The sequence below is a fragment of the Agarivorans sp. D1326 genome (genome assembly GCF_056958115.1).
This window is the reverse complement of sequence record NZ_JBTWEN010000015.1, coordinates 1-25,324: the sequence shown is the minus strand read 5'-3', so window position 1 is coordinate 25,324 and position 25,324 is coordinate 1. Positions and strand designations below refer to the sequence as shown.

General features: G+C 45.0%; 26 protein-coding genes. 15 read left to right on the top strand and 11 right to left on the bottom strand.

Features of this window, described 5'->3' with window-relative positions; translation table 11 throughout:
* Nucleotides 1-12: 12 nt before the first annotated feature.
* The 6 genes from hfq to ACYFDN_RS20510 all read left to right on the top strand — a co-directional run bounded on the left by hfq (nt 13) and on the right by ACYFDN_RS20510 (nt 5,302).
* The gene (gene hfq, locus ACYFDN_RS20535; protein WP_016403748.1) at nt 13-261 is read left to right on the top strand and encodes an RNA chaperone Hfq; all 249 of its coding nucleotides are present in this window, start codon (nt 13-15) and stop codon (nt 259-261) included.
* Nucleotides 262-310: 49 nt separating this feature from the next.
* Complete coding sequence (hflX, locus tag ACYFDN_RS20530; protein WP_152785517.1) at nt 311-1,603, top strand: ribosome rescue GTPase HflX; 1,293 nt, start codon at nt 311-313, stop codon at nt 1,601-1,603.
* A 28-nt stretch (nt 1,604-1,631) separates the two neighbouring features.
* Nucleotides 1,632-2,819: an FtsH protease activity modulator HflK gene (gene hflK, locus ACYFDN_RS20525; protein ID WP_016403746.1), complete on the top strand. Its 1,188-nt coding sequence runs from the start codon at nt 1,632-1,634 to the stop codon at nt 2,817-2,819.
* A 3-nt stretch (nt 2,820-2,822) separates the two neighbouring features.
* A complete protein-coding gene (hflC, locus tag ACYFDN_RS20520) occupies nt 2,823-3,698 on the top strand; it encodes a protease modulator HflC (RefSeq protein ID WP_016403745.1) in 876 nt (291 codons plus the stop codon).
* 32 nt (nt 3,699-3,730) lie between these two features.
* Nucleotides 3,731-3,919, top strand: a complete 189-nt coding sequence (locus ACYFDN_RS20515) for a DUF2065 domain-containing protein (protein WP_483512528.1) — start codon at nt 3,731-3,733, stop codon at nt 3,917-3,919.
* An 87-nt stretch (nt 3,920-4,006) separates the two neighbouring features.
* Complete coding sequence (locus tag ACYFDN_RS20510) at nt 4,007-5,302, top strand: adenylosuccinate synthase (RefSeq protein ID WP_040307643.1); 1,296 nt, start codon at nt 4,007-4,009, stop codon at nt 5,300-5,302.
* 66 nt (nt 5,303-5,368) lie between these two features.
* On the opposite strand, the gene ispB is transcribed toward ACYFDN_RS20510, so the two are convergent.
* Entirely contained in the window at nt 5,369-6,340 is a 972-nt protein-coding gene (ispB, locus tag ACYFDN_RS20505; RefSeq protein WP_483512527.1) for an octaprenyl diphosphate synthase, read from the bottom strand.
* A gap of 243 nt (nt 6,341-6,583) precedes the next feature.
* On the opposite strand from ispB, the gene rplU reads away from it, so the two are divergent.
* From rplU to folA, 6 genes are all read left to right on the top strand, one after another.
* A complete protein-coding gene (rplU, locus tag ACYFDN_RS20500; protein ID WP_016403742.1) occupies nt 6,584-6,895 on the top strand; it encodes a 50S ribosomal protein L21 in 312 nt (103 codons plus the stop codon).
* A 17-nt stretch (nt 6,896-6,912) separates the two neighbouring features.
* Nucleotides 6,913-7,170 carry a 50S ribosomal protein L27 gene (rpmA, locus tag ACYFDN_RS20495; RefSeq protein ID WP_016403741.1) on the top strand — a complete coding sequence of 86 codons (258 nt, stop codon included), beginning with the start codon at nt 6,913-6,915 and terminating at the stop codon, nt 7,168-7,170.
* Between the two features lie 122 nt (nt 7,171-7,292).
* A complete protein-coding gene (gene cgtA / locus ACYFDN_RS20490) occupies nt 7,293-8,465 on the top strand; it encodes an Obg family GTPase CgtA (RefSeq protein WP_016403740.1) in 1,173 nt (390 codons plus the stop codon).
* 38 nt (nt 8,466-8,503) lie between these two features.
* Nucleotides 8,504-9,325, top strand: a complete 822-nt coding sequence (locus ACYFDN_RS20485; RefSeq protein ID WP_016403739.1) for a threonine/serine exporter family protein — start codon at nt 8,504-8,506, stop codon at nt 9,323-9,325.
* Nucleotide 9,326: 1 nt separating this feature from the next.
* The gene (locus ACYFDN_RS20480; protein ID WP_016403738.1) at nt 9,327-9,794 is read left to right on the top strand and encodes a threonine/serine exporter family protein; all 468 of its coding nucleotides are present in this window, start codon (nt 9,327-9,329) and stop codon (nt 9,792-9,794) included.
* Between the two features lie 27 nt (nt 9,795-9,821).
* Nucleotides 9,822-10,307 carry a type 3 dihydrofolate reductase gene (folA, locus tag ACYFDN_RS20475; protein WP_016403737.1) on the top strand — a complete coding sequence of 162 codons (486 nt, stop codon included), beginning with the start codon at nt 9,822-9,824 and terminating at the stop codon, nt 10,305-10,307.
* Here the strand turns inward: folA and ACYFDN_RS20470 are convergent.
* From ACYFDN_RS20470 to lptD, 6 genes are all read right to left on the bottom strand, one after another.
* Nucleotides 10,304-11,134 carry a symmetrical bis(5'-nucleosyl)-tetraphosphatase gene (locus tag ACYFDN_RS20470; RefSeq protein ID WP_472589994.1) on the bottom strand — a complete coding sequence of 277 codons (831 nt, stop codon included), beginning with the start codon at nt 11,132-11,134 and terminating at the stop codon, nt 10,304-10,306. The two genes, folA and ACYFDN_RS20470, sit on opposite strands and share 4 nt — an antisense overlap.
* A gap of 13 nt (nt 11,135-11,147) precedes the next feature.
* Entirely contained in the window at nt 11,148-11,531 is a 384-nt protein-coding gene (gene apaG / locus ACYFDN_RS20465; protein ID WP_483512526.1) for a Co2+/Mg2+ efflux protein ApaG, read from the bottom strand.
* Nucleotides 11,524-12,354 (bottom strand): 16S rRNA (adenine(1518)-N(6)/adenine(1519)-N(6))-dimethyltransferase RsmA, encoded by an 831-nt coding sequence (gene rsmA / locus ACYFDN_RS20460; protein WP_016403734.1) that lies wholly within the window; start codon nt 12,352-12,354, stop codon nt 11,524-11,526. Before rsmA ends, apaG begins: the two co-directional genes overlap by 8 nt.
* Nucleotides 12,347-13,345, bottom strand: coding sequence for a 4-hydroxythreonine-4-phosphate dehydrogenase PdxA (gene pdxA / locus ACYFDN_RS20455; protein ID WP_483512525.1), 999 nt, complete (start codon nt 13,343-13,345; stop codon nt 12,347-12,349). The genes rsmA and pdxA overlap by 8 nt, the downstream gene beginning before the upstream one ends.
* Entirely contained in the window at nt 13,342-14,619 is a 1,278-nt protein-coding gene (surA, locus tag ACYFDN_RS20450) for a peptidylprolyl isomerase SurA (RefSeq protein WP_483512524.1), read from the bottom strand. The genes pdxA and surA overlap by 4 nt, the downstream gene beginning before the upstream one ends.
* Nucleotides 14,620-14,681: 62 nt before the next feature.
* Complete coding sequence (lptD, locus tag ACYFDN_RS20445; RefSeq protein ID WP_483512523.1) at nt 14,682-16,910, bottom strand: LPS assembly protein LptD; 2,229 nt, start codon at nt 16,908-16,910, stop codon at nt 14,682-14,684.
* Nucleotides 16,911-17,108: 198 nt separating this feature from the next.
* Here lptD and ACYFDN_RS20440 point away from each other — a divergent pair, with 198 nt between their 5' ends.
* Genes ACYFDN_RS20440 through djlA form a run of 3 tightly spaced genes read left to right on the top strand, consistent with a single transcriptional unit; the run spans nt 17,109 to nt 19,584 of the window.
* The gene (locus tag ACYFDN_RS20440; protein WP_483512522.1) at nt 17,109-18,101 is read left to right on the top strand and encodes an aminoglycoside phosphotransferase family protein; all 993 of its coding nucleotides are present in this window, start codon (nt 17,109-17,111) and stop codon (nt 18,099-18,101) included.
* Nucleotides 18,098-18,778, top strand: coding sequence for an N-acetylmuramate alpha-1-phosphate uridylyltransferase MurU (murU, locus tag ACYFDN_RS20435; protein ID WP_483512521.1), 681 nt, complete (start codon nt 18,098-18,100; stop codon nt 18,776-18,778). The genes ACYFDN_RS20440 and murU overlap by 4 nt, the downstream gene beginning before the upstream one ends.
* Nucleotides 18,779-18,780: 2 nt before the next feature.
* Nucleotides 18,781-19,584 carry a co-chaperone DjlA gene (gene djlA / locus ACYFDN_RS20430; RefSeq protein WP_483512520.1) on the top strand — a complete coding sequence of 268 codons (804 nt, stop codon included), beginning with the start codon at nt 18,781-18,783 and terminating at the stop codon, nt 19,582-19,584.
* On the opposite strand, the gene ACYFDN_RS20425 is transcribed toward djlA, so the two are convergent.
* The 4 genes from ACYFDN_RS20425 to rapA all read right to left on the bottom strand — a co-directional run bounded on the left by ACYFDN_RS20425 (nt 19,577) and on the right by rapA (nt 25,095).
* Nucleotides 19,577-20,533 (bottom strand): D-2-hydroxyacid dehydrogenase, encoded by a 957-nt coding sequence (locus ACYFDN_RS20425; RefSeq protein WP_483512519.1) that lies wholly within the window; start codon nt 20,531-20,533, stop codon nt 19,577-19,579. The genes djlA and ACYFDN_RS20425 overlap by 8 nt on opposite strands.
* 81 nt (nt 20,534-20,614) lie before the next feature.
* The gene (locus ACYFDN_RS20420) at nt 20,615-21,391 is read right to left on the bottom strand and encodes a DUF3530 family protein (protein ID WP_483512518.1); all 777 of its coding nucleotides are present in this window, start codon (nt 21,389-21,391) and stop codon (nt 20,615-20,617) included.
* 61 nt (nt 21,392-21,452) lie between these two features.
* Complete coding sequence (locus ACYFDN_RS20415; protein WP_483512517.1) at nt 21,453-22,103, bottom strand: pseudouridine synthase; 651 nt, start codon at nt 22,101-22,103, stop codon at nt 21,453-21,455.
* A gap of 73 nt (nt 22,104-22,176) precedes the next feature.
* Nucleotides 22,177-25,095 carry an RNA polymerase-associated protein RapA gene (rapA, locus tag ACYFDN_RS20410; protein ID WP_483512516.1) on the bottom strand — a complete coding sequence of 973 codons (2,919 nt, stop codon included), beginning with the start codon at nt 25,093-25,095 and terminating at the stop codon, nt 22,177-22,179.
* Nucleotides 25,096-25,324 lie beyond the last annotated feature (229 nt).

Here is a 25,324-nt window from a genome sequence, read left to right as displayed (position 1 = left end):
AGGAACAATAACATGGCGAAGGGGCAATCATTACAAGACCCATTTTTGAATGCGTTACGACGTGAGCGTATTCCCGTTTCAATTTATTTAGTAAACGGTATTAAGTTGCAAGGCCAAGTTGAATCATTTGATCAGTTTGTCATCTTGTTGAAGAACACTGTCAGCCAGATGGTATACAAACATGCTATCTCTACTGTGGTACCAGCTCGCGCTGTTCCACACCATACCCCAGTATCTGACGACTCGAAGAACGACGAATAGCATTTGCGAAGGCTTATCAGCCTTGGTAAATGCCAAGGAGTAAAATAGCTTGTTTGACCGTTATGAAGCAGGTGAACAAGCCATCTTAGTACATGTAAATTTTAGTGACGAAGATGAGCGAGAAGACCTGGAAGAGCTGAAGATGTTAGTCAGCTCTGCAGGCGTAAATGCGGTGGCTACCATCACCGGTAGCCGAGTTTCTCCCCACCCTAAGTACTTTGTAGGTGCCGGAAAAGCAGAAGAAATCGCAGAATTAGTGAAAAGTGCCCAAGCGGATGTGATTATTTTTAATCACGCTTTATCGCCAGCACAGGAGCGAAACTTAGAAATGCTCTGTGAGGCGCGGGTTTTAGATCGTACCACCCTCATTTTAGATATTTTTGCCCAACGCGCGCGAACCCACGAAGGTAAGCTGCAAGTTGAGCTAGCGCAATTGCGCCACATGTCGACCCGATTAATACGCGGCTGGACTCACCTAGAAAGACAAAAGGGCGGTATCGGTTTACGCGGCCCAGGTGAAACTCAGTTGGAAACCGATCGACGTTTATTGCGTGCGCGTATTAAACAAATTCAACAGCGTTTAGAAAAGGTTGGTAAACAACGAGAGCAGGGCAGAAGAGCAAGGCAACGTGCCGAGTTACCCACTGTCTCCTTAGCTGGCTACACCAATGCAGGTAAGTCGACCTTGTTTAATCGAATTACTGAATCTAAGGTTTATGCCGCAGATCAGTTGTTTGCAACCCTAGATCCAACACTACGGAAAATCGATATTGAGGACGTAGGTAAGGTGATACTTGCCGATACTGTGGGCTTTATACGCCACCTTCCTCATGACTTAGTGGCGGCTTTTAAAGCCACCCTAACCGAAACCCGTGAAGCCCAGCTATTATTACATGTGATTGATTGTAGTGATGAAAGAATGGCTGAAAACGTTGAGCAGGTTGAGGTAGTATTAGATGAAATAGGGGCAGGAGAGATCCCTTTCTTGCAGGTCTACAATAAAGTAGATCAACACCCTGATATGAGTCCGCGCATTGAGCGTGATGACCAAGGTTTACCCCAAAAAGTGTGGGTGTCGGCGTTAACGGGAGAAGGTTTGCCTTTGTTGTTTAAGGCAATCAGCGAGCGTTTGGTCGGTGATATGGTTAACCACACTTTACGTTTGCCTCCTAGCGAAGGGCGCTTGCGTAGTCGTCTGTATCAGTTAGACTGCGTAGCAGGTGAACGTTTAGACGATGAAGGAAATATCGTTGTAGATATCCGACTTGATGCTATTGCATGGCAACGGTTAGATAAACAGTTCGACCATAGTTTGGAAAGTTTTATTGCTCAATGTGAGTAGGCATTAACTTTAATTTCTGGAGACACAGATGGCCTGGAATGAGCCTGGCAACAAAGGTGGCGGCGGTGACCGTGACCCTTGGGGCAATAACAATAAGAATGGTAATCAGGGTCCGCCTGATTTAGATGAAGTAATTACTAAGCTAAGCCGTAAGTTTGGTGGCATTTTTGGTGGTGGTAAAAAGCCATCATCTGGTGGCAGCAGCGGTGGTGTGAGTGGTTTTGGCATTGCTGTAGTAGTGGTCATCTTGGCTGTTATTTGGGTAGCGAGCGGTTTCTACACCATTAAAGAAGCTGAAAAGGGCGTAATTCTTACCTTTGGTAAATACGACCCTGAATCAGGTTTGGTAGATTCTGGTTTGAACTGGAAAGCAACCTTTGTTCAAGAAGTGATTCCAGTGAACGTAGAGGCTATTCGTTCTTTACCAGCATCGGGCTTTATGCTGACTGAAGACGAAAACGTTGTACGCGTTGAGATGGATGTGCAGTACAAAGTGGTTCGCCCACATGCTTACCTGTTTAGTGTAACTGCGCCAGATGATAGCTTGGCACAAGCTACCGACAGTGCCTTGCGTTACGTGATCGGTCACACCACCATGGATGATATTTTAACCACGGGTCGTGAAGTTGTACGTAGCGAAACCGAAGCCTTATTAAACAAAATCATCGAACCTTACAACTTAGGTATTGAAGTGGTTGACGTGAACTTCCTGCCGGCTCGTCCGCCAGAAGAAGTTAAAGATGCCTTTGATGATGCTATCTCTGCACAAGAAGATGAACAGCGTTTCATTCGTGAAGCTGAAGCTTATCAACGTGAAATTGAACCGCGAGCACGTGGTCGAGTTCAGCGTATTGAGCAAGAAGCCCAAGGTTATCAAGAGCAGATTGTATTACGTGCTCAAGGTGAAGTGGCTCGTTTTGAGCAATTGCTTCCAGAGTACGAAAATGCGCCAGACGTAACTCGCCACCGTTTATACCTAGAGACGATGGAAGAGATTTACGGTAAGTCGAACAAAGTGCTGATTGATGCTTCAAATAACAGCAACATGCTTTACTTGCCTATCGACAAGCTAATGGAGCAAGGCCAGCAGCCTACTCAACGTAAATCTAGCTCGGGCAACAAACCATCTACTATAAGTTCAGAGCCTGCTAGCTCGATTCCGTCGCGCCCTTCGTCGATTCGAAGCAGTGACCGCTCTAGTTCGGGGAGAAACTAAGCCATGAAACAATTAGCTATTTTTGGCATTATTTTAGCCTTGTTGGTGGGTTACTCGTCGGTATTTGTAGTGAACGAAGGCGAGCGCGGTATTGTAATTCAGTTTGGTAAAGTAAAACGTACCGCTGATGGCGCAACCAAGGTTTACCCACCGGGTTTACAGTTTAAGGTTCCATTTATTGATTCTGTGCGTACTTTAGATGCACGTATTCAAACTTTAGATGGCAACGCTGACCGTTTTGTAACCTCTGAGAAAAAAGACTTAATTATTGATTCTTACGTGAAATGGCGAATCGCTGATTTTTCACAATTCTACCTATCAACAGGTGGTTCAGTACTTCAAGCTGAGTCTCTGTTAACGCGTAAGATTAACAATGGTCTTCGTAGCGAAATTGGTGCGCGTACTATTCGCGATATCGTATCTGGTGAACGTGGCCAAGTAATGGAAGATGCGCTTAAACGTATGGCGCGCTCTTCTGAGATTGGTATCGAAGTTACCGATGTGCGTATTAAGCAAATCAACTTACCTGATGAAGTAAGTAGTAGTATTTACCAACGGATGCGTGCAGAACGTTTAGCAGTAGCTAAAGAGCACCGTTCGCAAGGTCAAGAGCAAGCCGAAATTATTCGCGCTAACGTTGACCGCCGTGTAAATGTATTGCTGGCCGATGCAGATAAGCGTGGTCGCGAAATGCGTGGTGAAGGTGATGCTACAGCCGCTAAAATTTACGCAGACGCTTATACTAAGAACCCTGAGTTCTATAAGTTCTGGCGTAGCTTAATGGCTTATCGCACCAGTTTCGATAACGGTGGAGACGTAATGGTGCTAGAACCAGATAGCGAATTCTTCCGTTATATGAAAGAACCTGCGAAACAATAATACTGAGGGCCCAGTTAACGCTGGGCTTTTTTATGACAGATTCTGTATTACTTGCATTGGCTCTAGTGTGCCTTATCGAAGGCCTAGGGCCTTTATTGTTTCCTAAGCGTTGGAAACGCCTACTAAAATTATTAACGGAAGCGCCGGCGAGTAATATTCGGCAAATTGGACTCGGCTTAGTGGGTGTTTCTATTATACTCTTGTATGTGATTAATCTTTGACCTTGGCACATAAAATCGGTATAACATGCACCCCTTGACTGTCCGATTTCTGCTAGAATCGCTTTTTAACTGAGACGACAAAAGACAATGGGAAAGAACGTAGTGATCCTTGGCTCCCAATGGGGAGACGAAGGCAAGGGTAAGATCGTAGACTTACTTACCGACAAATCAAGCTATGTGGTGCGCTATCAAGGCGGTCACAATGCTGGTCATACCTTAGTTATTGACGGTGAAAAAACTGTCCTCCACTTAATACCATCTGGTGTACTTCGCGACAACGTTACCTGTGTAATTGGTAATGGTGTGGTATTAGCACCTGATGCGCTATTTAAAGAAATGGCTATGCTCGAAGAGCGCGGCGTTCCTGTAAAAGAACGCTTGGTGATCAGTGAAGCTTGTCCTCTAATTTTGCCTTACCATGTTGCCTTAGACATGGCGCGCGAAAAAGCGCGTGGTAAAAACGCTATTGGTACTACTGGTCGTGGCATCGGTCCAGCTTATGAAGATAAAGTTGCTCGTCGCGGTTTACGTGTTGGCGATTTGTTCGACATGGAGCAATTTGCTACCAAGCTAAAAGAAGTGATGGAGTACCATAACTTTCAACTTAATCATTACTACGACGCGCCAAGCGTAAGTTATGAAGAAGTGCTTGAGCAAATGACCAAGATGGCGCCAGTAATTACGGCTATGGTAACAGACGTTACTGACTTGCTAGATAAGGCACGTCGTCGTGGTGACTCAATTATGTTTGAAGGTGCTCAAGGCACTTTATTAGACATTGACCACGGTACCTATCCGTTTGTTACTTCATCAAACACTACTGCGGGTGGCGTAGCTACAGGTAGTGGTTTTGGCCCTTGCCATTTAGATTATGTTTTGGGCATTACTAAGGCTTACACCACGCGTGTGGGTTCTGGTCCTTTCCCAACAGAGCTTGATGATGACATCGGCCAACACTTAGGTGTGAAAGGTCATGAGTTTGGTGCTACCACTGGCCGTAAACGCCGTTGTGGTTGGTTAGACGCAGTAACTATGCGTCGCGCAGTACAAATTAACAGCCTGTCAGGTTTGTGTTTAACCAAACTTGATGTGCTAGATGGCTTGGAAGAGTTAAAGATTTGTACCGGTTACAAAATGCCTAATGGCGATGTGCTTTCAGTACCGCCTATGGCAGCTGAAGGTTACGAAGTGGCTGAGCCTGTGTATGAATCAATGCCTGGTTGGTCGGAGAACACCTTTGGTGTAACTGCTCGCGAGCAACTGCCACAAGCAGCATTAAACTACATAGCGCGCATTGAAGAGCTATTAGAAGTGCCGGTTGACATTATTTCAACTGGCCCAGATCGCGTAGAAACTATTATTTTACGCCATCCTTTTGCTTAATTAATGTTGAGCTAATAAAAAGGCTGCCCTTAGGCAGCCTTTTTTGTATCCATTTATTAAAACTAGCTAAGCGGCACGGTCGGCTGCGATATTGGCTAGGCTCATAAGCGCTTGCTTGTAGTTACTGTCAGCAATCAAGGCTAAAGCGTCAATCGCTTTTTGTGCTTCTTCAGCTGCGCGCTCTCGGCAGTAATCAAGTGCCTTGGTTTTGTCTAGAATCGCTAATATCGCGTCGAGTTGGTCGCGCGAGCCGCCTTGTTTAATGGCTTCGCTAATTAGCGCCTTATCGGCTGGCTCAGCTTGTTCCATGGCGTAGATAAGCGGTAGGGTTGGCTTACCTTCTGCTAGGTCGTCACCCACGTTTTTGCCCATCTCAGCTTGGTCTGCAACATAATCCAATACGTCATCCATAATTTGAAATGCTGTGCCTAGGTATTTACCGTAGTCTTGCATTGCAAGTTCTATCTCAGCGCTTTGTTCACCAATTACTGCTGCTAAGCGAGTGGCCGCCTCAAACAGTTTGGCTGTTTTGCAGTAAATAACTTCAAAGTAACGTGCTTCATCGGTATCAGGGTCGTTGCAGTTAATTAGCTGTAATACTTCACCTTCCGCAATAACATTGGTGGCATCGGCTAGTATGTCCATCACTTTAAGGTTTTGCAGTTGGGTCATTAACTGGAAAGAGCGTGAGTAGAGGAAGTCGCCAACTAATACACTGGCTGCGTTGCCAAAGCGTGCATTGGCAGTATCTTTACCGCGGCGTAATTCGGACTCATCAACTACATCATCGTGTAAGAGAGTAGAGGTATGAATGAATTCAATAATGGCCGCAAGTTTGATGTGTTGATCTTGCTGATAACCTAAAGCTCGCGCTGCCAATACGGTCAACAGCGGTCGGATCCTTTTGCCACCACTATTTACAATATAAAAAGAGATTTGGTTTATAAGAGCCACATCTGATTCGAGTTCTTTAAAGATAAGCTCGTTTACCGCAGACATGTCTTGATCAGACAGCTTTTTTATCGCATCCAATTGCATAATTTCTTATTAGAGGTTGTTGCCGATGATTCAGCAATATTATGGTGATAATTTAATGCTGTAATAGTATCTCAATTCCTTTGTTTAAGCAGCTTTCACCGCTTAAAATTCTTGGCCTTGCGTGATTTTTAAACTTTTTTGAAATTCCCCTTGCGGGAACAGATCTTTTTCCGTAGAATCCGCCGTCATTGTTGAGAATTATAGACACCTTGAAATATCAGGTGTAAGCGGAGTTTGAAGAAAATGTACGCGGTTATCCTAAGTGGTGGTAAACAGCACCGTGTGGCCGAAGGTCAAACACTTCGCCTTGAGAAACTAGACGTTGAGACTGGTAACACAGTTGAATTTGATAACGTATTACTAGTTGCTAATGGCGAAGACGTTAAAGTAGGCGCACCTTATGTAGATGGTACCAAAGTAACAGCTGAAGTTGTTTCTCATGGTCGTGGCGATAAAGTTAAAATCGTTAAGTTCCGTCGTCGTAAGCATTCACGTAAGCAACAGGGCCACCGTCAGTGGTTCACTGAAGTTCGCATTACAGGCATTAACGGTTAATTTAGAGGAAAATACTCATGGCACATAAAAAGGCTGGTGGTAGTACTCGTAACGGTCGCGATTCGGAAAGCAAACGCCTAGGTGTTAAGCGTTTCGGTGGCGAGTCTGTATTAGCGGGTAGCATTATTGTTCGTCAACGTGGTACTAAGTTCCACGCTGGCTCTAACGTTGGTATCGGTAAAGACCATACTCTTTTCGCAACTGCCGAAGGCAAAGTGAAATTTGAAGTTAAAGGTCCTAAAAACCGTAAGTTTGTAAGCATCGAAGCTGAATAAACGTCCAACTCGATATTTGAAAAGCCCCGCAACTGCGGGGCTTTTTTTTTCCAAGAAACCACTATTTCGCTTACGAAGTAGGCGTGGTGCATTATAGTTAAGCGATAATGCTGGAGTGAAAAATGAAATTTGTAGATGAAGCGGTAATTAAAGTAGACGCGGGTGACGGCGGCAATGGCACCATTAGTTTCCGTCGCGAGAAGTATGTTCCACGTGGCGGTCCTGATGGTGGTGATGGCGGAGATGGCGGCAGTGTATATTTAGTTGCCGATGAAAACCTAAACACCTTGATTGATTACCGCTTTGAACGTTTTCATAAAGCAGAGCGTGGCGAAAATGGCCAGGGTTCTAATTGTACTGGTAAGCGTGGTGAGGATTTAGAGCTGCCTGTGCCGGTTGGTACGCGAGCGCGTGATCAAGACACTGGAGAGATCCTTGGCGATCTTACCCAACATAAACAACGTTTGTTGGTGGCTAAAGGTGGTTTTCATGGTTTAGGTAATACTCGCTTTAAGAGCAGTACTAACCGTGCGCCTCGTCGTAAATCTAACGGTACTCCCGGTGAAGTTCGCAACCTTCAATTGGAGCTATTGCTACTTGCCGACGTAGGCATGTTGGGGTTGCCAAATGCGGGTAAATCCACCTTTATTCGCAGTGTATCTGCTGCTAAACCTAAGGTGGCAGACTACCCATTTACCACACTTATTCCTAATTTAGGCGTGGTGCGTCAATCAGAAAACCGCGGTTTTGTTATTGCTGATATTCCCGGTTTGATTGAGGGCGCTGCAGATGGTGCAGGGCTTGGTGTACGTTTCTTGAAGCACCTAGAGCGTTGTCGTGTATTGTTGCATATGGTAGATGTGCTGCCGGCAGATGGTAGCGACCCAGCGGAAAATGCCATCACCATTATCAACGAGCTAGAGCAATACAGCGAAAAGCTATTCGAAAAACCACGTTGGTTGGTATTTAATAAAGTCGACTTAGTGCTAGAAGAAGAAGCTGAAGAGATCCGCCAAAAAGTGATTGAAGCACTAGATTGGCAAGGAGAGGTTTTCTCAATTTCTGCTTTAGAAAACAATGGAACTAAAGACATTTGTAAAGCGATTGGTCAATTTATCGAAACCCTACCAGTGGTTGAAGAAGAAATGGCCGAGCGTGAAGAAGTTAAGTTTCAGTGGGATGACTATCATCAACAACAAATCGACAAAGCAAACCAAGAAGATTGGGATGATGAAGACGACGATGATGATTGGGATGATGACGATTATGATGTAGAGGTTATCTACCAGCCATAGTAAGCTATCTGTAGTGGTAGTATTACTTGGATCGTTACATGTTACGCTCATTTAGAAACTCTCCGGAGCCTGTTCAGGCTCCGGTTCGTACTATTTCTCTAGAACAACAAACTCGAATTTGTCGTGTTGCAGTGCAAGCTGGCAGAATCATGCAGCAGCATGGCGCTGAAAGTAAGCTAATTGAAGAAACGACAGTCCGTTTAGGCAAAGCCTTAGGGCTGGATAGCGTAGAGTTGGCAATCACTGCTAATGCGCTGATCCTCACAGGTTTGTCTCAAGGGCGTTGTATTACAACTACTCGCCGGGTGTACGATCGCGGCATTAACATGCATATGGTATGCGAAGTGCAGCGGATCACCATTATGGCGGAGAAGCAGCTATTAGATGTTGATGACGTAGTTAAACGTTTAGAACGCTTGCAGCCATACAAACATAATCGCTGGTTAGTGGTGTTTATGATTGGTATGTCTTGCGCGTGCTTTAGCCGATTATTTGGCGGTGATTGGGCGGTATTTGCAATGACCTTTGTCGCCTCTGCTGTTGCTATGTTGTTTCGCCAAGAAATGGCGCATCGCCACCATAACCCCATTCTTAATTTTGGCATGACCGCCTTTGTTGCTACTACTATCGCGGGTTTAGCGGTGCGTTATGATATAGGCAATCAGCCACAAACGGTAATGGCAGCTTCGGTGTTACTGTTGGTACCAGGTTTCCCACTAATTAATGCTGTTTCAGACATGGTTAAAGGTCATATCAGTATGGGGATCTCACGCTGGTTTTTTGCCTCTCTGCTTAGTTTGGGCGTGGCCATGGGAATCGCATTGTCGATGTGGGCTACTGGCGTAAGCGGGTGGTTATAAGATGATTGAATTACTAGCATTACTACTCGAAGATGCGCTGTTTTCAGCGGTGCCTGCGGTTGGCTTCGCTATGGTGTTTAATGTGCCTACTCGCATGTTAGGTTTTTGTGCCATTGGTGGTGCGTTTGCACATAGCCTTAGAACTTTATGTATTTACTGGGGAGTACCACTCGAATGGGCAACCTTAGTGGCGTCTACCAGCGTGGGCTTAATTGGCGTTTATTGGTCTCGTCGTTATTTAATTCCACGGCCAGTATTTACGGTAGCCTCTATTATTCCGATGATTCCGGGTAGTTATGCATTTACTACCATGGTGGGCATTATTAGCTTATACAGCAATGGTTTTAGTGAACCTTTATTAGCTACCATTATCGAAAATGGTTTAAGAACAATGTTTATTTTAATGGCCTTGAGTTTTGGCTTGGCGATACCATCGGTAGTGATATACCGTGGTCGGCCAATCGTTTAGAGCCCTAAGTTTAAAAAAGGTAAAACAGTGAAAGTAGCAATGATAGCGGCAATGGCGAAGCAACGAGTCATCGGCAAAGATAACCAAATGCCTTGGCATTTACCGGCCGATCTTAAGCATTTTAAAGCGGTTACTATGGGCAAGCCGGTAATTATGGGGCGCTTAACTTATCAGTCAATTGGTCGCCCACTGCCGGGTCGATTAAATATAGTGGTAAGTCGCAATGTGGATTTGGTCATAGAGGGGGTTACGGTAGTTAACACCGTTCAGGCGGCTTTAGATTTAGTTAAAGACGAAGCCGAGGTGATGGTTATTGGTGGCGGAAATATTTACCAACAGTGTTTAGCGTTTGCCGATACCCTGTATTTAACTTTTATCGAGAAAGAGGTGGAAGGAGACGCCCACTTCCCAGATTACCAAAAGTATCAATGGCAACAACTTGCTAGCGAAAAGCACCTAGCTGATGAGAAGAATCCTTACAACTATGAGTTTGTTACTTTAGAGCGCGTTTAGTTGCTTATATTTTTGTCTAAGCAATCTTGAGTGTACATGCGCTGGTCTTCCCAGCGCAGCATGGATAAATGATTACCCCATACACAGCCTGTATCCAGCCCAGAGACTAAGTCGTGCTTACTCTTGCCCATTAGCGCAGCCCAGTGCCCAAATACAATGTGCGTTTCTTTAAGGTGCTTTCCGGGGATTTCAAACCAAGGTTTTAGGTTAGGGTTAGTATTTTTGTTGGGAGGCAACTTTGATTCAAAATCAAGGCTAGCATCAGGGAAACAATAACGCATCCGGGTAAACACATTGATAATGCACCGCAGGCGGTCATATCCCACTAATTCATCACTCCAATGAGCAGGTTCATTACTGTACATATTCTTAAGTAACGACAAGTAGTCATTACCTGAAAGCTGTTTATGAACTTCCTTGCCGAGTTTGAGTGCTTTGCTGACTTTCCACTTGGGGTAAATGCCCGCATGCACCATTACTACATCGAAGTCTGGGTGTTTCTTAATTAAGGGTTGCTGGCGCAGCCAATATAGTAATTCGTTTTTGTCGGGGGCTTCGAGTAAATCTTGTAGCTTATCGCGACGTTTAGCCCGGTGAATACCGTTGGCTACGGCTAGCAAGTGCAAATCGTGATTACCTAAAACTACCTGAGCAGCGCTGCCTAGTTCCTTAACGAAGCGTAAGGTTTCTAGAGATTTAGGGCCTCGTGCAACTAAGTCTCCGGCGAGCCAGAGTTGATCTTTTTTAGTGGAGAACTTGCACTGTTTTAGTAGTGCTTTTAATTCATCCAAGCAACCTTGGATGTCACCAACAAAATAAGTCGCCATGGCTCACCTATAATTAGTGAAGCTTATTTGGAAGTGATAAGCGAAACGGTGGGATCTCCGCTTCAAACTCGTTACCAGCTTCGTCAATCAGGGTGTAACTGCCTTGCATTACGCCTACTTCGGTCGCTAACACTGCACTGCTAGTATAGGAAAAAGGTTTTTCAGGCTTGAGGTGGGGTTGCTTACCTACTACACCGTCGCCTTTCACCTCATTTACTTTACCGTCGCCATCGGTGATTACCCAATGGCGACGCAATAGTTGTAGCGCTTCAGCGCTGCAGTTGCAAATAGTGATGGTGTAAAAAAAAGCGAATTGTTGTTTTTCTGGAACAGAGTGCTCAGGTAAAAAGCCTGATTCAACTTCAATATCCAAATCATATTCTGGCGTATTACTCATCGCTGCTAGAAGCCTGCAATAACTGATTTTTATCAATGTAATTAGCAATATCACAAAATTGCTGAATAGTTAAATTTTCTGGTCGCAGCGTGGGCTTTAAATCGAGCTCGGCGAGGTGCTCAACCGTAAGTAAATTGCCTAAAGCATTACGAATTGTTTTACGGCGCTGATTAAAGGCCTCTTTACATACTCTATCTAGGGTTGCTAATGAGTTCAGCGGATAAAGAGTCGTTTCGTAGGGCTCTAAGCGAACTACCGCTGAATCAACCTTTGGTGGTGGTGCGAACGCTTCAGGCGGTACTTCTAGAGCTGGCATTACATTACATTGCACTTGGGTCATTACACTTAAACGGCCGTACGCTTTGCTATCGGGGCCAGCAGCCATGCGTTTCACCACTTCTTTTTGCAGCATAAAGTGCATATCAGAAATAGCGCTAGTAAAGCTAAGCAAGTGGAAAATAAGCGGTGTAGAAATGTTGTAAGGCAAGTTACCGAATACCCGCATTTTCTGCTCAGGCTTGGCTAACTGCATGAAGTCGAATTTAAGTGCATCAATTTCATGAATAGTTAGTTTGCTAGCTAGCGTTGGGTGCTCGCGTAAACGCTGCGCTAAATCGCGGTCTAACTCTACCACTTGTAGGTGGCCAGCAGTGGTAGCAACGGGCTCAGTTAAAGCGCCTAAGCCTGGGCCAATTTCAACCAGGTTTTCACCTGCTTGAGGGTAAATAGTCGCGACAATTTGGCTAATAACCGAGTCGTTGTTAAGGAAGTTTTGACCAAAACGTTTACGGGCGCGGTGCCCTTGATGAACTTGTTTATTCATGTTCTCGCTCTACCATATCAATGGCTTGTTCGATGGCGGTAATCATACTTCCATGATCGGCTTTACCAGTTCCCGCTAGCTCTAAGGCTGTTCCATGGTCAACTGAGGTTCTTATAAAGGGTAGGCCAAGGGTAATGTTTACTGATTGACCAAAACCTTTATATTTTAGCACTGGTAGGCCTTGGTCGTGGTACATGGCTAACACTGCATCAGCTTCTGCCAGATACTTATCTTGGAAGAGTGTATCTGCAGGTAATGGACCGATTAAGTTCATACCATGTTGCTCACGCATTTCATCAAGCAAAGGGATAATAATATCTAGCTCTTCGCGACCAAGGTGGCCATCTTCACCAGCATGGGGATTTAGGCCACAGACAAATATCTTAGGTTGTTTAATCGCGAACTTGGTTTGCAGGTCGTGATGTAAAATGCTGATAATATTATGTAGTCGCTCATGAGTAATGGCTTTGGCTACATAAGCTAAGGGCAGGTGAGTGGTTGCCAAGGCAACCCGCAAGCCTTCAGTTGCCAGCATCATAACCACATCGGCAGTACCTGACTGCTGAGCAAAAAATTCGGTATGACCACTAAAAGACACGCCAGCTTTATTAATAATACCCTTGTGCACAGGGCCGGTAACTACTGCAGCAAACTGGCCATTCATGTTGCCATCACTAGCAAATTTTAAGGTATTTAGCACATAGTGGCCATTGGCCTCATCTAACTGACCAGTTACTGCCGGACTTGCCATCGCAATTGGCGCAACCGTTAAGGTGCCAGCCGCTTGCGGTTTAGCGGCTTGTTCTGGCTGATAAGGGAGTAGGGTAATATCCATTGCCAATTCATTAGCGCGCTCTTTTAGCAAGCGAGGGTCAGCAACTACCACTAACTCCATTGGCCAATCACGTTGGCTAATGGCCAGCACTAAATCTGGACCAATACCAGCCGGTTCACCAGGGGTGATGGCTATTCTAGCAACGGCCTTACTCATGCATCACCGTCCAATATCTCTACGTAGGCTTCTTCGCGCAGCTCTTCTTGCCATGATTGAGTTTCTTCATTGAACTTACGATTGAAGATCATCTGATATGCACGGTTTTTGCTGGCTTTATTGGTAGTGTCGGTGGTGCGTTTGTCTAGAACTTCCATCAAATGCCAGCCAAAGGTAGAACGGAAAGGTTGGCTTAATTCTCCTACCTCCAAACGTGTTGCTGTGTCTCTGAATGCTGGTACAAATACACTAGGATCAGACCACCCCAATTCACCACCACGTACGGCTGAGCCTGGGTCTTCAGAGTATTGGCGCGCTAGCTCTTCAAATGTCACTTCACCTAAGATTAATTGTTGGCGGAATTCTGATAATAAACTCTGCGCCTTTTTATCGCTCAGAATTATTGAAGGTTTAATTAGAATATGACGAGCATTCACTTCCAAGGTTTCTACCTTTTGTAAACCTTCAGCATCCAATACCATAATGATATGCAGCCCAGAATCTGTGCGAATAGGGCCCATTACTGACCCTTGGTGCTGGTTTCTTACCACACCCGCAAACAAAGTAGGCATCTCTTCAATGGTCATCCACCCCCAATCACCACCTTCTAAGGCTTTTGGACCTTGCGAATGTGTCATTGCCAGTTGGTTAAAGTTTTCACCATCTTTAAGCTGTTGAACTAGGCTCTCTGCCAGCTGTTGAGTGGCTTGTTCGTCACTAGAGATACGCAGTAAAATGTGACCAACATGATAGCGAACAGTGCCTTTATCTTGCTCTTCAATCAGTTTCATTAAGGCATCAATTTCTTGCTCTGAAACATTAACTCGACGCTGTACTTGGCTGCGACCTACTTCGCCAAGAACAATTTCAGTGCGAATATCTTCACGAAACTGGTTATAGCTAATGCCTTGCTTGGTTAAGTCATCTAAGAACTCTTCACGGGTTTTGTTTTCACCAGCAATAATGTTGTCGATGGTGTTTTCTAACTGGCTGTCGCTAATTTTAATACCCAGGCGGTCGGCCAATTGAAGTTGCAAGCTCTCCAAAATAAGCCTGTCCATCACTTGTTGCTGTAATTCATCTTCAGGTGGTAGCTCTTGTTCTGCCCCTTGGGCATTGCGCAGAACTTTATTGGTGAGTTCATCAACTTGGCTCTGAGTGATCACATCATTATTGACAATGGCGACAACTTTATCGAGCAATTGCTCTTGAGCCTGAACTAGCCCAGTAGCAAGCATAAACACACTTACACTAAGCAAAATTAATCTTTTCATTTCGTTCCTATCATTACTGCGAGCAAAACGCCGCTTACTCTACCATATTTGGGTTAAAGGTTTTAATTGTTGAGGTAAAAGGGGCGCCCGTATTTGAAATTGCCGCCTTCTAGCATTTCTTCTCGGCTACTGGTATCGCTGCCACCTAAGCCTTTAATTTCAAAGTCGAGGCGTAACGAGGTGTCAAATTCGCCCACTCGGTCAACGCCTGAGGAGTCATCCACATAGGTGCTTTGTAAGCCTCGTTGATATGTAAGGCGAATGCCCCAACAACAAGAGTTATATTGAACACCCAAGTAGCTCTCGATACTGCGGTCTAAAATCATGTCGCGATAGTAACTACCTACAGCGGAAACGCTATCGGTAATTGGCCAAGCAACCTTAGTTCCTACTTGGTTTACGTCGCTAACCATGGTTTCAGTGGCTTGAGAATAACGGTAGTTCATTTGCACTAGCTTTTGCGCTTCCGGGCGCCATTCTATAGCCGCATTCGCCTTGTTAAGTCGACCTTCCAAAGTGTCGATTTGAAAGCCGGTATGGCCATACCAATCTTGTTGGATGTTTGCATCAGCCTCAAAGGCCAATGCTGAACTTGAGTTATCAGAGGGCTCACTACCCGGAATTAAGGTGGTACGGCTTGGCTCAAAGTAAATGATTTGACCTAGACTCAAACGCAATGTCTCTTGGTTACTGGGCGATAAAAAGCGCGAATGCACCCCAAGAGTGATTTGGTTCGCATCGGCAATCCGGTCTAAGCCGCTATAGCGTTTGTCTCTAAATAAGCCGTAGTAATCTTGTTGCAGGTTATCGGTATCATAAATGCCAATATCATCTTGATTGGTATAAGGGATATATAAGTACTTAATCACCGGTTCTAGGGTTTGGGTGTAGTTATCACCAAACCAAAGGGTATTTCGATCGAAGTTTAAGCCACCTTGAACACTCACTTTAGGTAAGGTGCGATTAACCGAGCTGGCTAAATAATCATACTCAAAGTTACTGCCTTTATCTTGGCTATAGTAGGTATGCATTAAGGCTAAGTCAGCTTTGAAAAAGCCTGCTGGCACAACATATGGCAAGCTTAAACTAGGTTCAAAATGCACCCGTTGAGCAGTGTATAAGCTACTGTCACTGTGGGTGAAATTACTGATTTCTGAATCAAAGCCAAACTGCAGCGTTTGCCAGTTTAAATCCCAGTCACCCACAAAGCTTAACTGCGGAAGTAGAGTATGTGGTTGCTCGGTGTTACCAAGTACCTGAAAGTCTTGCACTAACAGCTCGGTATACCAGTTCTTAGTGTGATAACCCACATCGCCGGTTTGCAGCAATTGGTTCTCGTTAACCTTTCCAAGCTTGTCGCCTAAGTCATTAAAGTAGTTATCATCACTAATACGGGTGTAATCAGTATTAAAGCGCCAATGACGCTGGTATTGCCCTTTGTGGTCCCAGTGAAGTAAGTATCGATCGCGGTCTAGTTCACGGTCATCAGCTAGATATTCTACATTTAAGTTACCGTTGTTTTGCCCGAGCAAATACCTGAACTCAGTTTGCAGTTGTAAACCACGGCGTGTCATCAAACGTGGGGTAATGGTTGCATCAAAATTCGGAGCAATGTTCCAATAGTATGGGGTGGAGACATCCACACCGTTTTTAGTTGAAGTAGAAATACTCGGAAATAAGAAACCACTGTGGCGTTGGTCGCCGATGGGGTAAGAGAAATACGGTAAGTACATTACCGGCACGTTAAATAACCTAACAGTGGCATTTTTTGTGGTGGCCCACTGCTCACTTGAGTCGATATCAATTTTCTCTGCGCGAATTTCCCAAGTAACATCATCAGGGGGGCAAGCGGTATAGCTGGCATCTTCTAATGATAAGTTCTGCTCATCATTGATCATCAGGTTGCTGGCTTCGCCACGACCTTGTTGTTCAAACAGTTGGTATTCAGCAGAGTTAAGTGAGGCTTGATGATCTTTTAAGTTGGCGTCAAAAGTATCACTTTTCACGCTCACTAAGTTATCTTGAAACTCAATGTTGCCGCTCGCTTTTAGGGTTTGCGCTTGCTCATCTAATACAGTGTTTTCGGCTTTTAATGCGCGAGGGCCTTGAGAGAACTCAACATTACCGCTGAAGCTGGCTTTATCACCTTGTTTCGCATGTAACTCATCGGCGGCAATAACATAAGGCGCGGCAGGATCTACCGGGCCGGATTTAACACGTTCTGGGATGTGTGCTCGGCACTGAGGCATGGATAACGGTGTTTCTGCGTGGGCACTGAGGCTGGAAAGCAACGCCGCTAATCCTAGCGATGTTTGCAGGCACCGTTTAGTTACGAACATATAAATGTGAACCATTCCCTGATATAAACAAATTCCAAGCTTGTAACGTCAACGTTGTGCTTAATGAATTCTGTGGTTAAAGTTAGCCGCTTATAATACTGGATTTATTGGTGAGCGGCTATTTAAAGGCTGTTATTAGTATAAGAAATTATGAGTAATTTAGTGCGCGAATCTGCTTTACAGCAATGGCTGTCAAAAACCTTAGACATTGTTTCTCCTAAGCTAACGATGATCAGTGGCGACGCCAGTTTTAGGCGCTACTTTCGTTTTCAACTTTCTAATGGTGACACTGCCATTGCCGTTGATGCGCCGCCCTCCACCGAGAAAAACCAACAGTTTGTTGATATTGCTAATGCCTTAAGCGCACAAGTGCTGCCTGTGCCTAAAGTGCTAGCAGCAAATATTGATGCCGGTTTTCTATGTGTCGAAGACCTCGGCTCCACCATGCTTGAGCAAGTGCTAAGTGCCGATACTGCTTCTGAACTTTATAGACAAGCGCTTGCATTAATCGTTCAACTTCAGGCTACTAAGCGTGAAGATTTGGTAGAAATGGAAGAGTTTGACCAAGCATTTATTCAACGTGAATTAGATATATTTGCTGATTGGTTTGTTAAAGCAGAGTTGCAGGCGGGAGAAGGTTGGCAGCAGCGTTGTGATTGGCAAGGCTTATGTGACACTGTTAGCCAAGCTATTTTAAAACAGCCTTATGCACCTATGCATCGTGATTTTCATAGTCGTAATTTGATGCTCAATCAGCAGCAAATGGTGATGATTGATTTTCAGGATATGGTTTGGGGGCCTATTGCTTACGATGTAGTTTCATTGCTGCGTGATTGTTATATCGCTTGGCCACCAGAGTTAGTGAGCAACTTGCAGCAAGCATACCTCAACCAAAAGTCGGCATATTTGGTTGAGGGTATCGAACCAAGCACTTGGCAGCGCTGGTTTGATCTCACTGGATTGCAGCGGCATATTAAAGCGCTAGGGATTTTTTGCAGATTAGATCATCGGGATGGTAAAACTGCCTATCGTGAAGCCATTCCTCAAACACTCGAATATGTACTTCAAGTGACCAAGCGTTATCCTGAATTACAGGCATTTCATCAGTGGATTAGCCCTATCGCAAAAGAGTTAAAAGCATGAGCCAAATTCGCACCGCAATGATTTTGGCAGCGGGACGCGGCGAGCGGATGCGTCCGTTAACTGATAATTGCCCAAAACCATTGTTAAACGTTGCTGGCAAAGCCTTGATTAACTGGCATATCGACAAATTGGTTACCGCAGGCGTAACGCGCATTGTAATAAATACCGCTTATTTAGGCGAGATGGTTGAAGCACATGTGGGCCAAGGTGACAAATGGGGAATAGAGGTTCTTTATAGTCATGAACCTAGTGCTTTAGAAACGGCCGGGGGCATTGTTAACGCCTTACCGATTATCGCTAGCGAGCAGTTCTTGGTGATTAATGGGGATGTTTGGAATGATTGGGATTACCAAGCTATTTGCCAAAATAGTCAAACAGACAGTGATGCCCATTTATACTTGGTGGCCAATCCGAGCCACAATTTAAGGGGTGATTTTAGCTTGGAGCAAGGTTTGGTGATAGATAAGCCTGAGTTTACATATAGTGGTGTAGCCATTTATCATCAACGCTTTTTTCAGCATGTGCCTAGCGGTAAACAAGCTCTTGCACCTTTATTGCGTGCAGCAATGTTAAGCCAACAAGTGAGTGGTCAACTACAAGGCGGCAAATGGGTAGATGTGGGGACACCTGAGCGGCTTCAACAACTAGACCAGCAATTAACCAAAGATAGAGAATAGTGATGCGAATTTGGGGAAAAGTATTAGGCGTATTTTTTGGCTTTATGTTTGGTGGGCCTTTTGGTGCCTTGCTTGGCCTATGGCTAGGCCATCGGTTTGATAAAGCGGTAGGCGGCAATTTTGCCTTCTCGGCAGCGAGTAGCCAAGCTGTTCAGCAAGCCTTTTTGTTCTCTACCTTTGCGGTACTTGGCCATATTGCTAAGTCAAAAGGCGTGGTGACTCAACAAGAGATTCAGGTCGCTAACTTTTTGATGGATCAAATGCGGCTGCAAGGCGAAGCTAGGCGCCAAGCTCAAGATGCTTTTCGCCAAGGCAAAGATGCAGATTTCCCCTTGGAGGAGCAAATTTCTCGCTTTGTTAGCGCAGTTAATGGTCGTCGTGATTTATTGCAGATGTTCATGGAAATCCAGCTGCAAGGGGTATTTGCAGATGGCGTAATCGACGACAGTGAACATGCTTTATTAAAGCGTGTAGCCAAGGCTTTAGGCTTCTCGGAAGCAGAGCTTCAGGCGATGATTTCACGCTGGGAAGCCGAGCTCAAGTTTCACCGCCATGGTGGTCAACGCCAAAGCGCGCAAAGTAGCGCTAAACAGCTAGAAGAAGCCTACCAAATCTTAGGCGTTAACCAACAAGATAGTGACCAGCAAATCAAACGTGCTTACCGCAAATTAATGAGTCAGCATCATCCCGATAAGCTAGTCGCCAAGGGCTTACCACCAGAAATGATGGAGCTAGCTAAGCAGCGTACTCAAGATATTCAACAGGCTTACGAGTTAGTCAAACAGCAACGTAAGAGCGCTAATTAGCGAATACTTGGTGGCGTGGTTTTCCTGCTACAAATGCTTCAATATTGTCGATCAATTGGTCAGCCAGAACTTGCATGTTTTGGCTGCTCGCCCAGCCCACATGTGGGGTAAGTATAAAGTTATTTAGGCTAAGTGCTTGCATCAGTGGGCTGTCGTGCGCAGGTGGTTCACATTCAGAGACATCACTTGCCGCGCCAGCAATTTGCTTGTTTTGCAAAGCCTGCAACAAAGCCTGTTCGTTAACTATTCCACCGCGGGCTGTGTTAATCAGTAAGGCCGTCTCCTTCATCATCGCCAATTCTAGTTCGCCAAATAGATCCTTAGTCTGCGGAGTAAGTGGACAATGGATGCTAATCACATCTGCACTGCTAATTGCTTCTTCAAAGGCAACTCTGCCAGGGCGAGGAGTTTGGCCTTTGTGTTCTGCCATTACCACCTCCATACCTAAATTGCTGGCTAATTGGGCGGTCGCTTGGCCCAAGTTACCGCCGCCTATTACTGCCAGTGTTTGCTTAGCCAAGTTATCGATGGGGAAATCAAAAAAACAAAATTGCTTGGCTTGTTGCCAGCGACCTTGTTGAATCGCCTGATGGTAGGCTAATACATTGCGCCTAAGGTTATACATTAGCGCCAAGCAATGTTCGGCAATGCTTTGAGCGGCATAATTTCTTATATTACTAACAACGATGCCAAGTTCTTCGGCTGCCGCTAGATCCACGTTGTTGGTCCCGGTAGCTGCAACCGCAATCATTTTTAGCTGTGGCAATTGAGTTAAGGTATCCCTACTTAATTGCACTTTATTCACAATGATGATGTTTGCATCTTGGCAGCGCTCAAGTACTTGTTGTGGTGTGGTGCTGGGGTACTCTTGCCATTGATGAGCAAAACTGGGACGCGCCAAGTTGATATGGCTAGCTAGGGTGAGGCGATCTAAAAAAACTATTTTCATGGCAAGCTATTAGCGAGAGTTTGTGGCCCTCAGCTTAGCAATATCTTGTGGTTGCCTCCAGCACTAGAGAGGAGTCTTAGCTTAATACCAGCCTAGTGCGTTAAACCAGCCGTAAACGGTTTTATTTAGTTTTGCGCTGTTGGGCGCGGTATCGGCAGTGGCGGGTAAATGGGTTTGTCGGTAGTTTAGCTTTTGATTTTTGTTACTGGCTATTAAACGTTGCTCTCGGGCTTGTTGCTGCCAATGGTTATAGTGCTCGGCATAAATATCTAGCACTGGAATAGCCAGTGTTGCAGTTTGCTCGGCCAGTTTTTTATTCAGCGTTTGGTTAGGGTAATAAGCGCTAATAAGTACAATGCCATCGGGTTGTTCTAGCTCGTCTTCGGCTAGCAATTCAACCAGCCATGCTCCCATAACACCCTGTGCAATAATCACTTGAAAACCAAACTGCTCAGCCTGATTTTGTTTAGCTGCTTGAATAACAGCTTGTAAGCTTTGCTTGTATTGCTGCAGTTGCTCATCATTCTCGGTTTCTGCTTGCTGCATTAAACCTGACATGGGCTTAGGAGGTAAAATAGCCCCAGTTTCCCAGCCTAGTTTGGGAAGAGCCTGGCGAAGTGAATCAATACTGTTGGGAGCGCTTGGTGATATACCCCAATCGGGAAGTAAAATAATGGTGCCACGTTTTTGCGGGGTTTCTTCTTCTAGCCACAAACTAACAAATTGTTGTTGCTCTACATCCAGCTGTTTTAATTCACCATTTACTGGCCAATGGCTAAAATCTTGAGGCTGAACCTCAGCAAATGCGCAGTTTATTGCTAATAAACTGGAGAGAAAGCAATACTTAGCAAGCTGCACAATTTGGGTTCCTTGGCGGGTGTATGCTTAATGTATCGGACAATACCTAGCTTTGCTTTAACTAAAATGGCGGAGCACACTCAAATTCCATAAATTGCTCAGTTTCTGGATGATAAAAACCTAATTTGGCAGCATGAAGGTGTAAGCGTTCGCTTAGCGCTTTTGACTGTTGGCATGCATAAAATCCATCGCCAACAATGGGGCAGCCTAGTTGTTGCATATGCACCCGTAGTTGGTGAGTTCGTCCAGTGATCGGTTTCAGTTCAACTAAGCTTGTTTGAGGCCTTTGCTCAATAATCTGCCAGTGTGTTAAAGCGTCTTTGCCTTGTTCAAAATCTACAATTTGTTTGGGGCGATTAGGCCAATCACAACGTAGTGGTAGGTTCACTTCGCCTTGCTCTTGTTCTGGATGACCAAAGATCTCGGCATAGTAGGTTTTAGTGGTGCGTCGTTGCTGAAACTGACGACTTAAGTGGCTTTGAGCTGGTTTGCCTAAGGCCATAACTATTAGCCCCGAGGTTGCCATATCTAGCCGGTGCACAACTTTAATGTCTGGCCAAACTCGTTGAGCGCGATCCCACAAGCTATCTTTCTCAAGCCGACCAGGTACCGACAGTAAACCACTGGCTTTGTTAAATACAATTACAGCTTCGTCTTGGTAAACAACACTAAAGTAGGGGGACATTGGAGGGCGATAAACAAAATCTGGCATCAGTACAGCTCTAAAAAATAAGGCCCTAGTGTAAGCTAAGGCCTGCTATTAAATAAAATAGAATTTCGATTTGCTAGTTGTGCGAAACCAATATTACCCGCAGCGCATCTAATTTTACTTGGGCTTTCTGTAGGTAGTCGCCAGCATTGTCACGTAAGCTTCGTAAGGTATCTAATTCATCTTTACGAATGCTTGGGTTTACTGCGCTTAAGGCTTCAAGGCGTTCAAGCTCGCCATTTAAGCTTTGCTTCATATGCTCATTCGCTTGTTCAACAATAGTTGCTAATTGTTGTTGGGCGAGCTCATTGGCTTGTGCAAGCAAAGGATGAATTTGTGTTTGTGAAGCACTAATCAACTTAGCGGCTAAGTGGCGGTTAACCGCAGAAAGCTGCTGATTGAACTGTTCAAAATCCACATTGGCAGACAAGTTTCCGGCGTTTTTATCCAGCAAAATACGCACCGGTGTAGCGGGCAAGTATCGCTCAATTTGGTACTCGGCAGGTGCGCTGGTTTCTACTACAAAGATCCCTTCAACAAATAAGCTACCTACTGGTAAGGCGCGATTCTTGAGTAAGGCTACTGACGTTGTGCCTAAGTCGGCCCCCAAGATAGTATCGATACAGCTTTGAATCAGCGGGTGCTCCCAAGACATAAGTTGAATTTCGTCTCGGCTAAGCGCCGTGTCTCGGTCATAAGTAATAGTGCAACCGTCTTCCGGCAAGCCATTAATAGACGGCACTAGCATTTGTTCACTCGCATGCAGTACCAAGGCATTTTCACCTTTGTCATCTTGGTTGATGCCGATGGTATCGAACAAACGTAGGCTAAACGTCACAAAATGTGGGTCTTGCTCTGCTGCTTGAATTTTCTCAATTAGCTCTGCAGCTTTGTTGCCACCACTTGAGTGTATTTCTAACAAGCGGTCACGACCAGCATCTAACTTGGCTTTTACTTCTTGGTAACGCTTAGCTGTTTCTTTTATAAGTGTGTTTAATTCTGCTTCGTCTGGCGTATTTTGCCCAAGCAAGCCTGTTAAGGTTTCACCAAATTCAGCAAAAATGGCTGAGCCTGCTGGACAGGTTTGTTCAAAGGCGTTTAAACCCTCATGGTACCAACGTAACAGTGTTTGTTGTGGTGTACCTTCTAAATAAGGAACATGAATTTGAATATCGTTTTGTTGGCCAATACGATCCAGGCGACCAATTCGTTGCTCTAAGAGGTCAGGGTTCGTTGGCAAATCAAATAACACGATATGGTGCGCAAACTGGAAGTTGCGCCCTTCAGAGCCAATTTCTGAACACACCATTAATTGTGCACCGGCTTCGTCTTGAGCGAAATAAGCTGCGGCTTTATCACGTTCAATTAACGACATGTCTTCATGGAACACGGTACCGCGAATACCTTCGCGAGTGCGTACTGCATCTTCTATAGCTAGCGCTGTGGCAGCTTTAGCGCAGATTAATAACACTTTCTTTTGTTTATGTGCCAGTAAAAAGCCAATTAACCAGTCGATACGCGGGTCGAACTTACACCAGCTGGCTTCCCCTTCGCTTTCACCTTCAAATTGCTGGTAGAGCTCTTCGGGGAACATTAATTGATTATTGGCACCAGCGTTACTGCCTTGCATCATTTGTTGTACTTTTAATGCAGTTTTATATTGGCTAGGTAAGCTGAGAGGGTAGCTAGCCAATTGGCGCATCGGAAATCCTTCAATCGCGCTGCGGGTATTTCTAAACAATACTCGGCCTGTGCCGTGGCGATCTAAAAGATGTTGCAGTAATTCTTCACGCGCTTGTTGTTGCTGTTCATAACTTGAAGCGCTGTCATTTATGAGCGCGAGCAAAGGCTCAATATCATTTTCGCTTAACAGTTCACTAAGTTGATTAGCTTGCTCGGTACTTAGTGGGCTACTGGCCAGCAAAGACTGGGCAGCTTCCGCTACCGGTTGATAGTGCTGTTCTTCATCTATAAACGCTTGATAGTCGTAAAAGCGGTCAGGATCGAGCAACCTTAAGCGGGCAAAGTGACTTTGGTGGCCAAGTTGGTCCGGTGTCGCGGTAAGTAGCAAAACGCCGGCAATTTGTTTGGCCAGTGTTTCAATGATTTGGTATTCGCGACTTGGTGTTTCTTCATCCCATTGCAGGTGATGTGCTTCATCTACAATCATCAAATCCCAATCAGCTTCGGCAACCTGTTCAAAACGTTTTTTGCTGCCACGTAAAAAGCTAAGGCTACATAATACTAATTGTTCGGTTTCAAAAGGGTTGTCTGCTTCGGCATAAGCTTCAATGCAGCGGTCTTCATCAAACAAGCTAAAGTGCATGTTAAAGCGGCGCAGCATTTCTATTAGCCACTGGTATTGCAGCGCGTCTGGCACAATAATCAATACTCGTTTAGCTAAGCCTGCAATAAGTTGCTGGTGGATAATTAAACCTGCTTCAATGGTTTTACCTAAACCCACTTCATCAGACAGCAATACCCGAGGAGAAATACGTCGACCTACTTCGCTCGCGATATAAAGCTGGTGTGGAATTAGGCTAACTTTACCGCCCATTAAGCCTTTTAACTCAGACTGCTGTTGCTCAAAGCGTTTCACTAAGGTTTGGTAACGCACTACAAAGCTGTCAAAGCGGTCAACTTGGCCAGCAAAAAGTCGGTCTTGAGGTTTGTTAAACTTGAGGAAGTGGCTTAAGAACATTTCACGTAGCTGAAGCGTTTCTTCAGTATCGTGACGAACACCATGATAAACAATCAACTCATCCGCTTCTTCCACTTCAGTAATGGTCATCGACCAATCTTCAGTACTGGTTATGTCATCACCAACATTAAATACCACTCGAGTAACTGGTGCGTCCGCCATGGCATAAAAGCGATTCTCACCGCTAGCAGGGAACAACAAGGTAACCATCCTACCTTCAATAGCAACTACGGTACCTAAACCTAACTCAGATTCTGAATCACTGATCCAGCGTTGGCCGATAGAAAATGACATCAGCAAGAGACTCCACAGGAAAAAGGGCGGCTATGGTATCCAATACACAGGTGAAGTAAACCCAGTATTACAACAAAACCAACATATATATGGTCACGGTAGCTAAGGCCCATAATAAAGCACTAAAACTAAACTATAGTTATTGGGCTCAAATCTGGCGAATTCAGTCAAAAAAGGTGCAATTTGTTTGCTATCTGAACACTTAAACGTGTTTCTGTGATTTTCTTCA

Coding starts and splice junctions, on each gene's coding strand:
- rpmA (WP_016403741.1), top strand. CDS start 6,913: ATGGCACATAAAAAGGCTGGTGGTAGTACTCGTAACGGTCGCGATTCG.
- hflK (WP_016403746.1), top strand. CDS start 1,632: ATGGCCTGGAATGAGCCTGGCAACAAAGGTGGCGGCGGTGACCGTGAC.
- ACYFDN_RS20425 (WP_483512519.1), bottom strand. CDS start 20,533: ATGAAAATAGTTTTTTTAGATCGCCTCACCCTAGCTAGCCATATCAAC.
- apaG (WP_483512526.1), bottom strand. CDS start 11,531: ATGAGTAATACGCCAGAATATGATTTGGATATTGAAGTTGAATCAGGC.
- ispB (WP_483512527.1), bottom strand. CDS start 6,340: ATGCAATTGGATGCGATAAAAAAGCTGTCTGATCAAGACATGTCTGCG.
- ACYFDN_RS20515 (WP_483512528.1), top strand. CDS start 3,731: ATGACAGATTCTGTATTACTTGCATTGGCTCTAGTGTGCCTTATCGAA.
- djlA (WP_483512520.1), top strand. CDS start 18,781: ATGCGAATTTGGGGAAAAGTATTAGGCGTATTTTTTGGCTTTATGTTT.
- rapA (WP_483512516.1), bottom strand. CDS start 25,095: ATGTCATTTTCTATCGGCCAACGCTGGATCAGTGATTCAGAATCTGAG.
- rsmA (WP_016403734.1), bottom strand. CDS start 12,354: ATGAATAAACAAGTTCATCAAGGGCACCGCGCCCGTAAACGTTTTGGT.
- surA (WP_483512524.1), bottom strand. CDS start 14,619: ATGAAAAGATTAATTTTGCTTAGTGTAAGTGTGTTTATGCTTGCTACT.
- ACYFDN_RS20440 (WP_483512522.1), top strand. CDS start 17,109: ATGAGTAATTTAGTGCGCGAATCTGCTTTACAGCAATGGCTGTCAAAA.
- murU (WP_483512521.1), top strand. CDS start 18,098: ATGAGCCAAATTCGCACCGCAATGATTTTGGCAGCGGGACGCGGCGAG.
- hfq (WP_016403748.1), top strand. CDS start 13: ATGGCGAAGGGGCAATCATTACAAGACCCATTTTTGAATGCGTTACGA.
- ACYFDN_RS20480 (WP_016403738.1), top strand. CDS start 9,327: ATGATTGAATTACTAGCATTACTACTCGAAGATGCGCTGTTTTCAGCG.
- ACYFDN_RS20485 (WP_016403739.1), top strand. CDS start 8,504: ATGTTACGCTCATTTAGAAACTCTCCGGAGCCTGTTCAGGCTCCGGTT.
- ACYFDN_RS20415 (WP_483512517.1), bottom strand. CDS start 22,103: ATGCCAGATTTTGTTTATCGCCCTCCAATGTCCCCCTACTTTAGTGTT.
- cgtA (WP_016403740.1), top strand. CDS start 7,293: ATGAAATTTGTAGATGAAGCGGTAATTAAAGTAGACGCGGGTGACGGC.
- ACYFDN_RS20470 (WP_472589994.1), bottom strand. CDS start 11,134: ATGGCGACTTATTTTGTTGGTGACATCCAAGGTTGCTTGGATGAATTA.
- pdxA (WP_483512525.1), bottom strand. CDS start 13,345: ATGAGTAAGGCCGTTGCTAGAATAGCCATCACCCCTGGTGAACCGGCT.
- rplU (WP_016403742.1), top strand. CDS start 6,584: ATGTACGCGGTTATCCTAAGTGGTGGTAAACAGCACCGTGTGGCCGAA.
- hflC (WP_016403745.1), top strand. CDS start 2,823: ATGAAACAATTAGCTATTTTTGGCATTATTTTAGCCTTGTTGGTGGGT.
- ACYFDN_RS20510 (WP_040307643.1), top strand. CDS start 4,007: ATGGGAAAGAACGTAGTGATCCTTGGCTCCCAATGGGGAGACGAAGGC.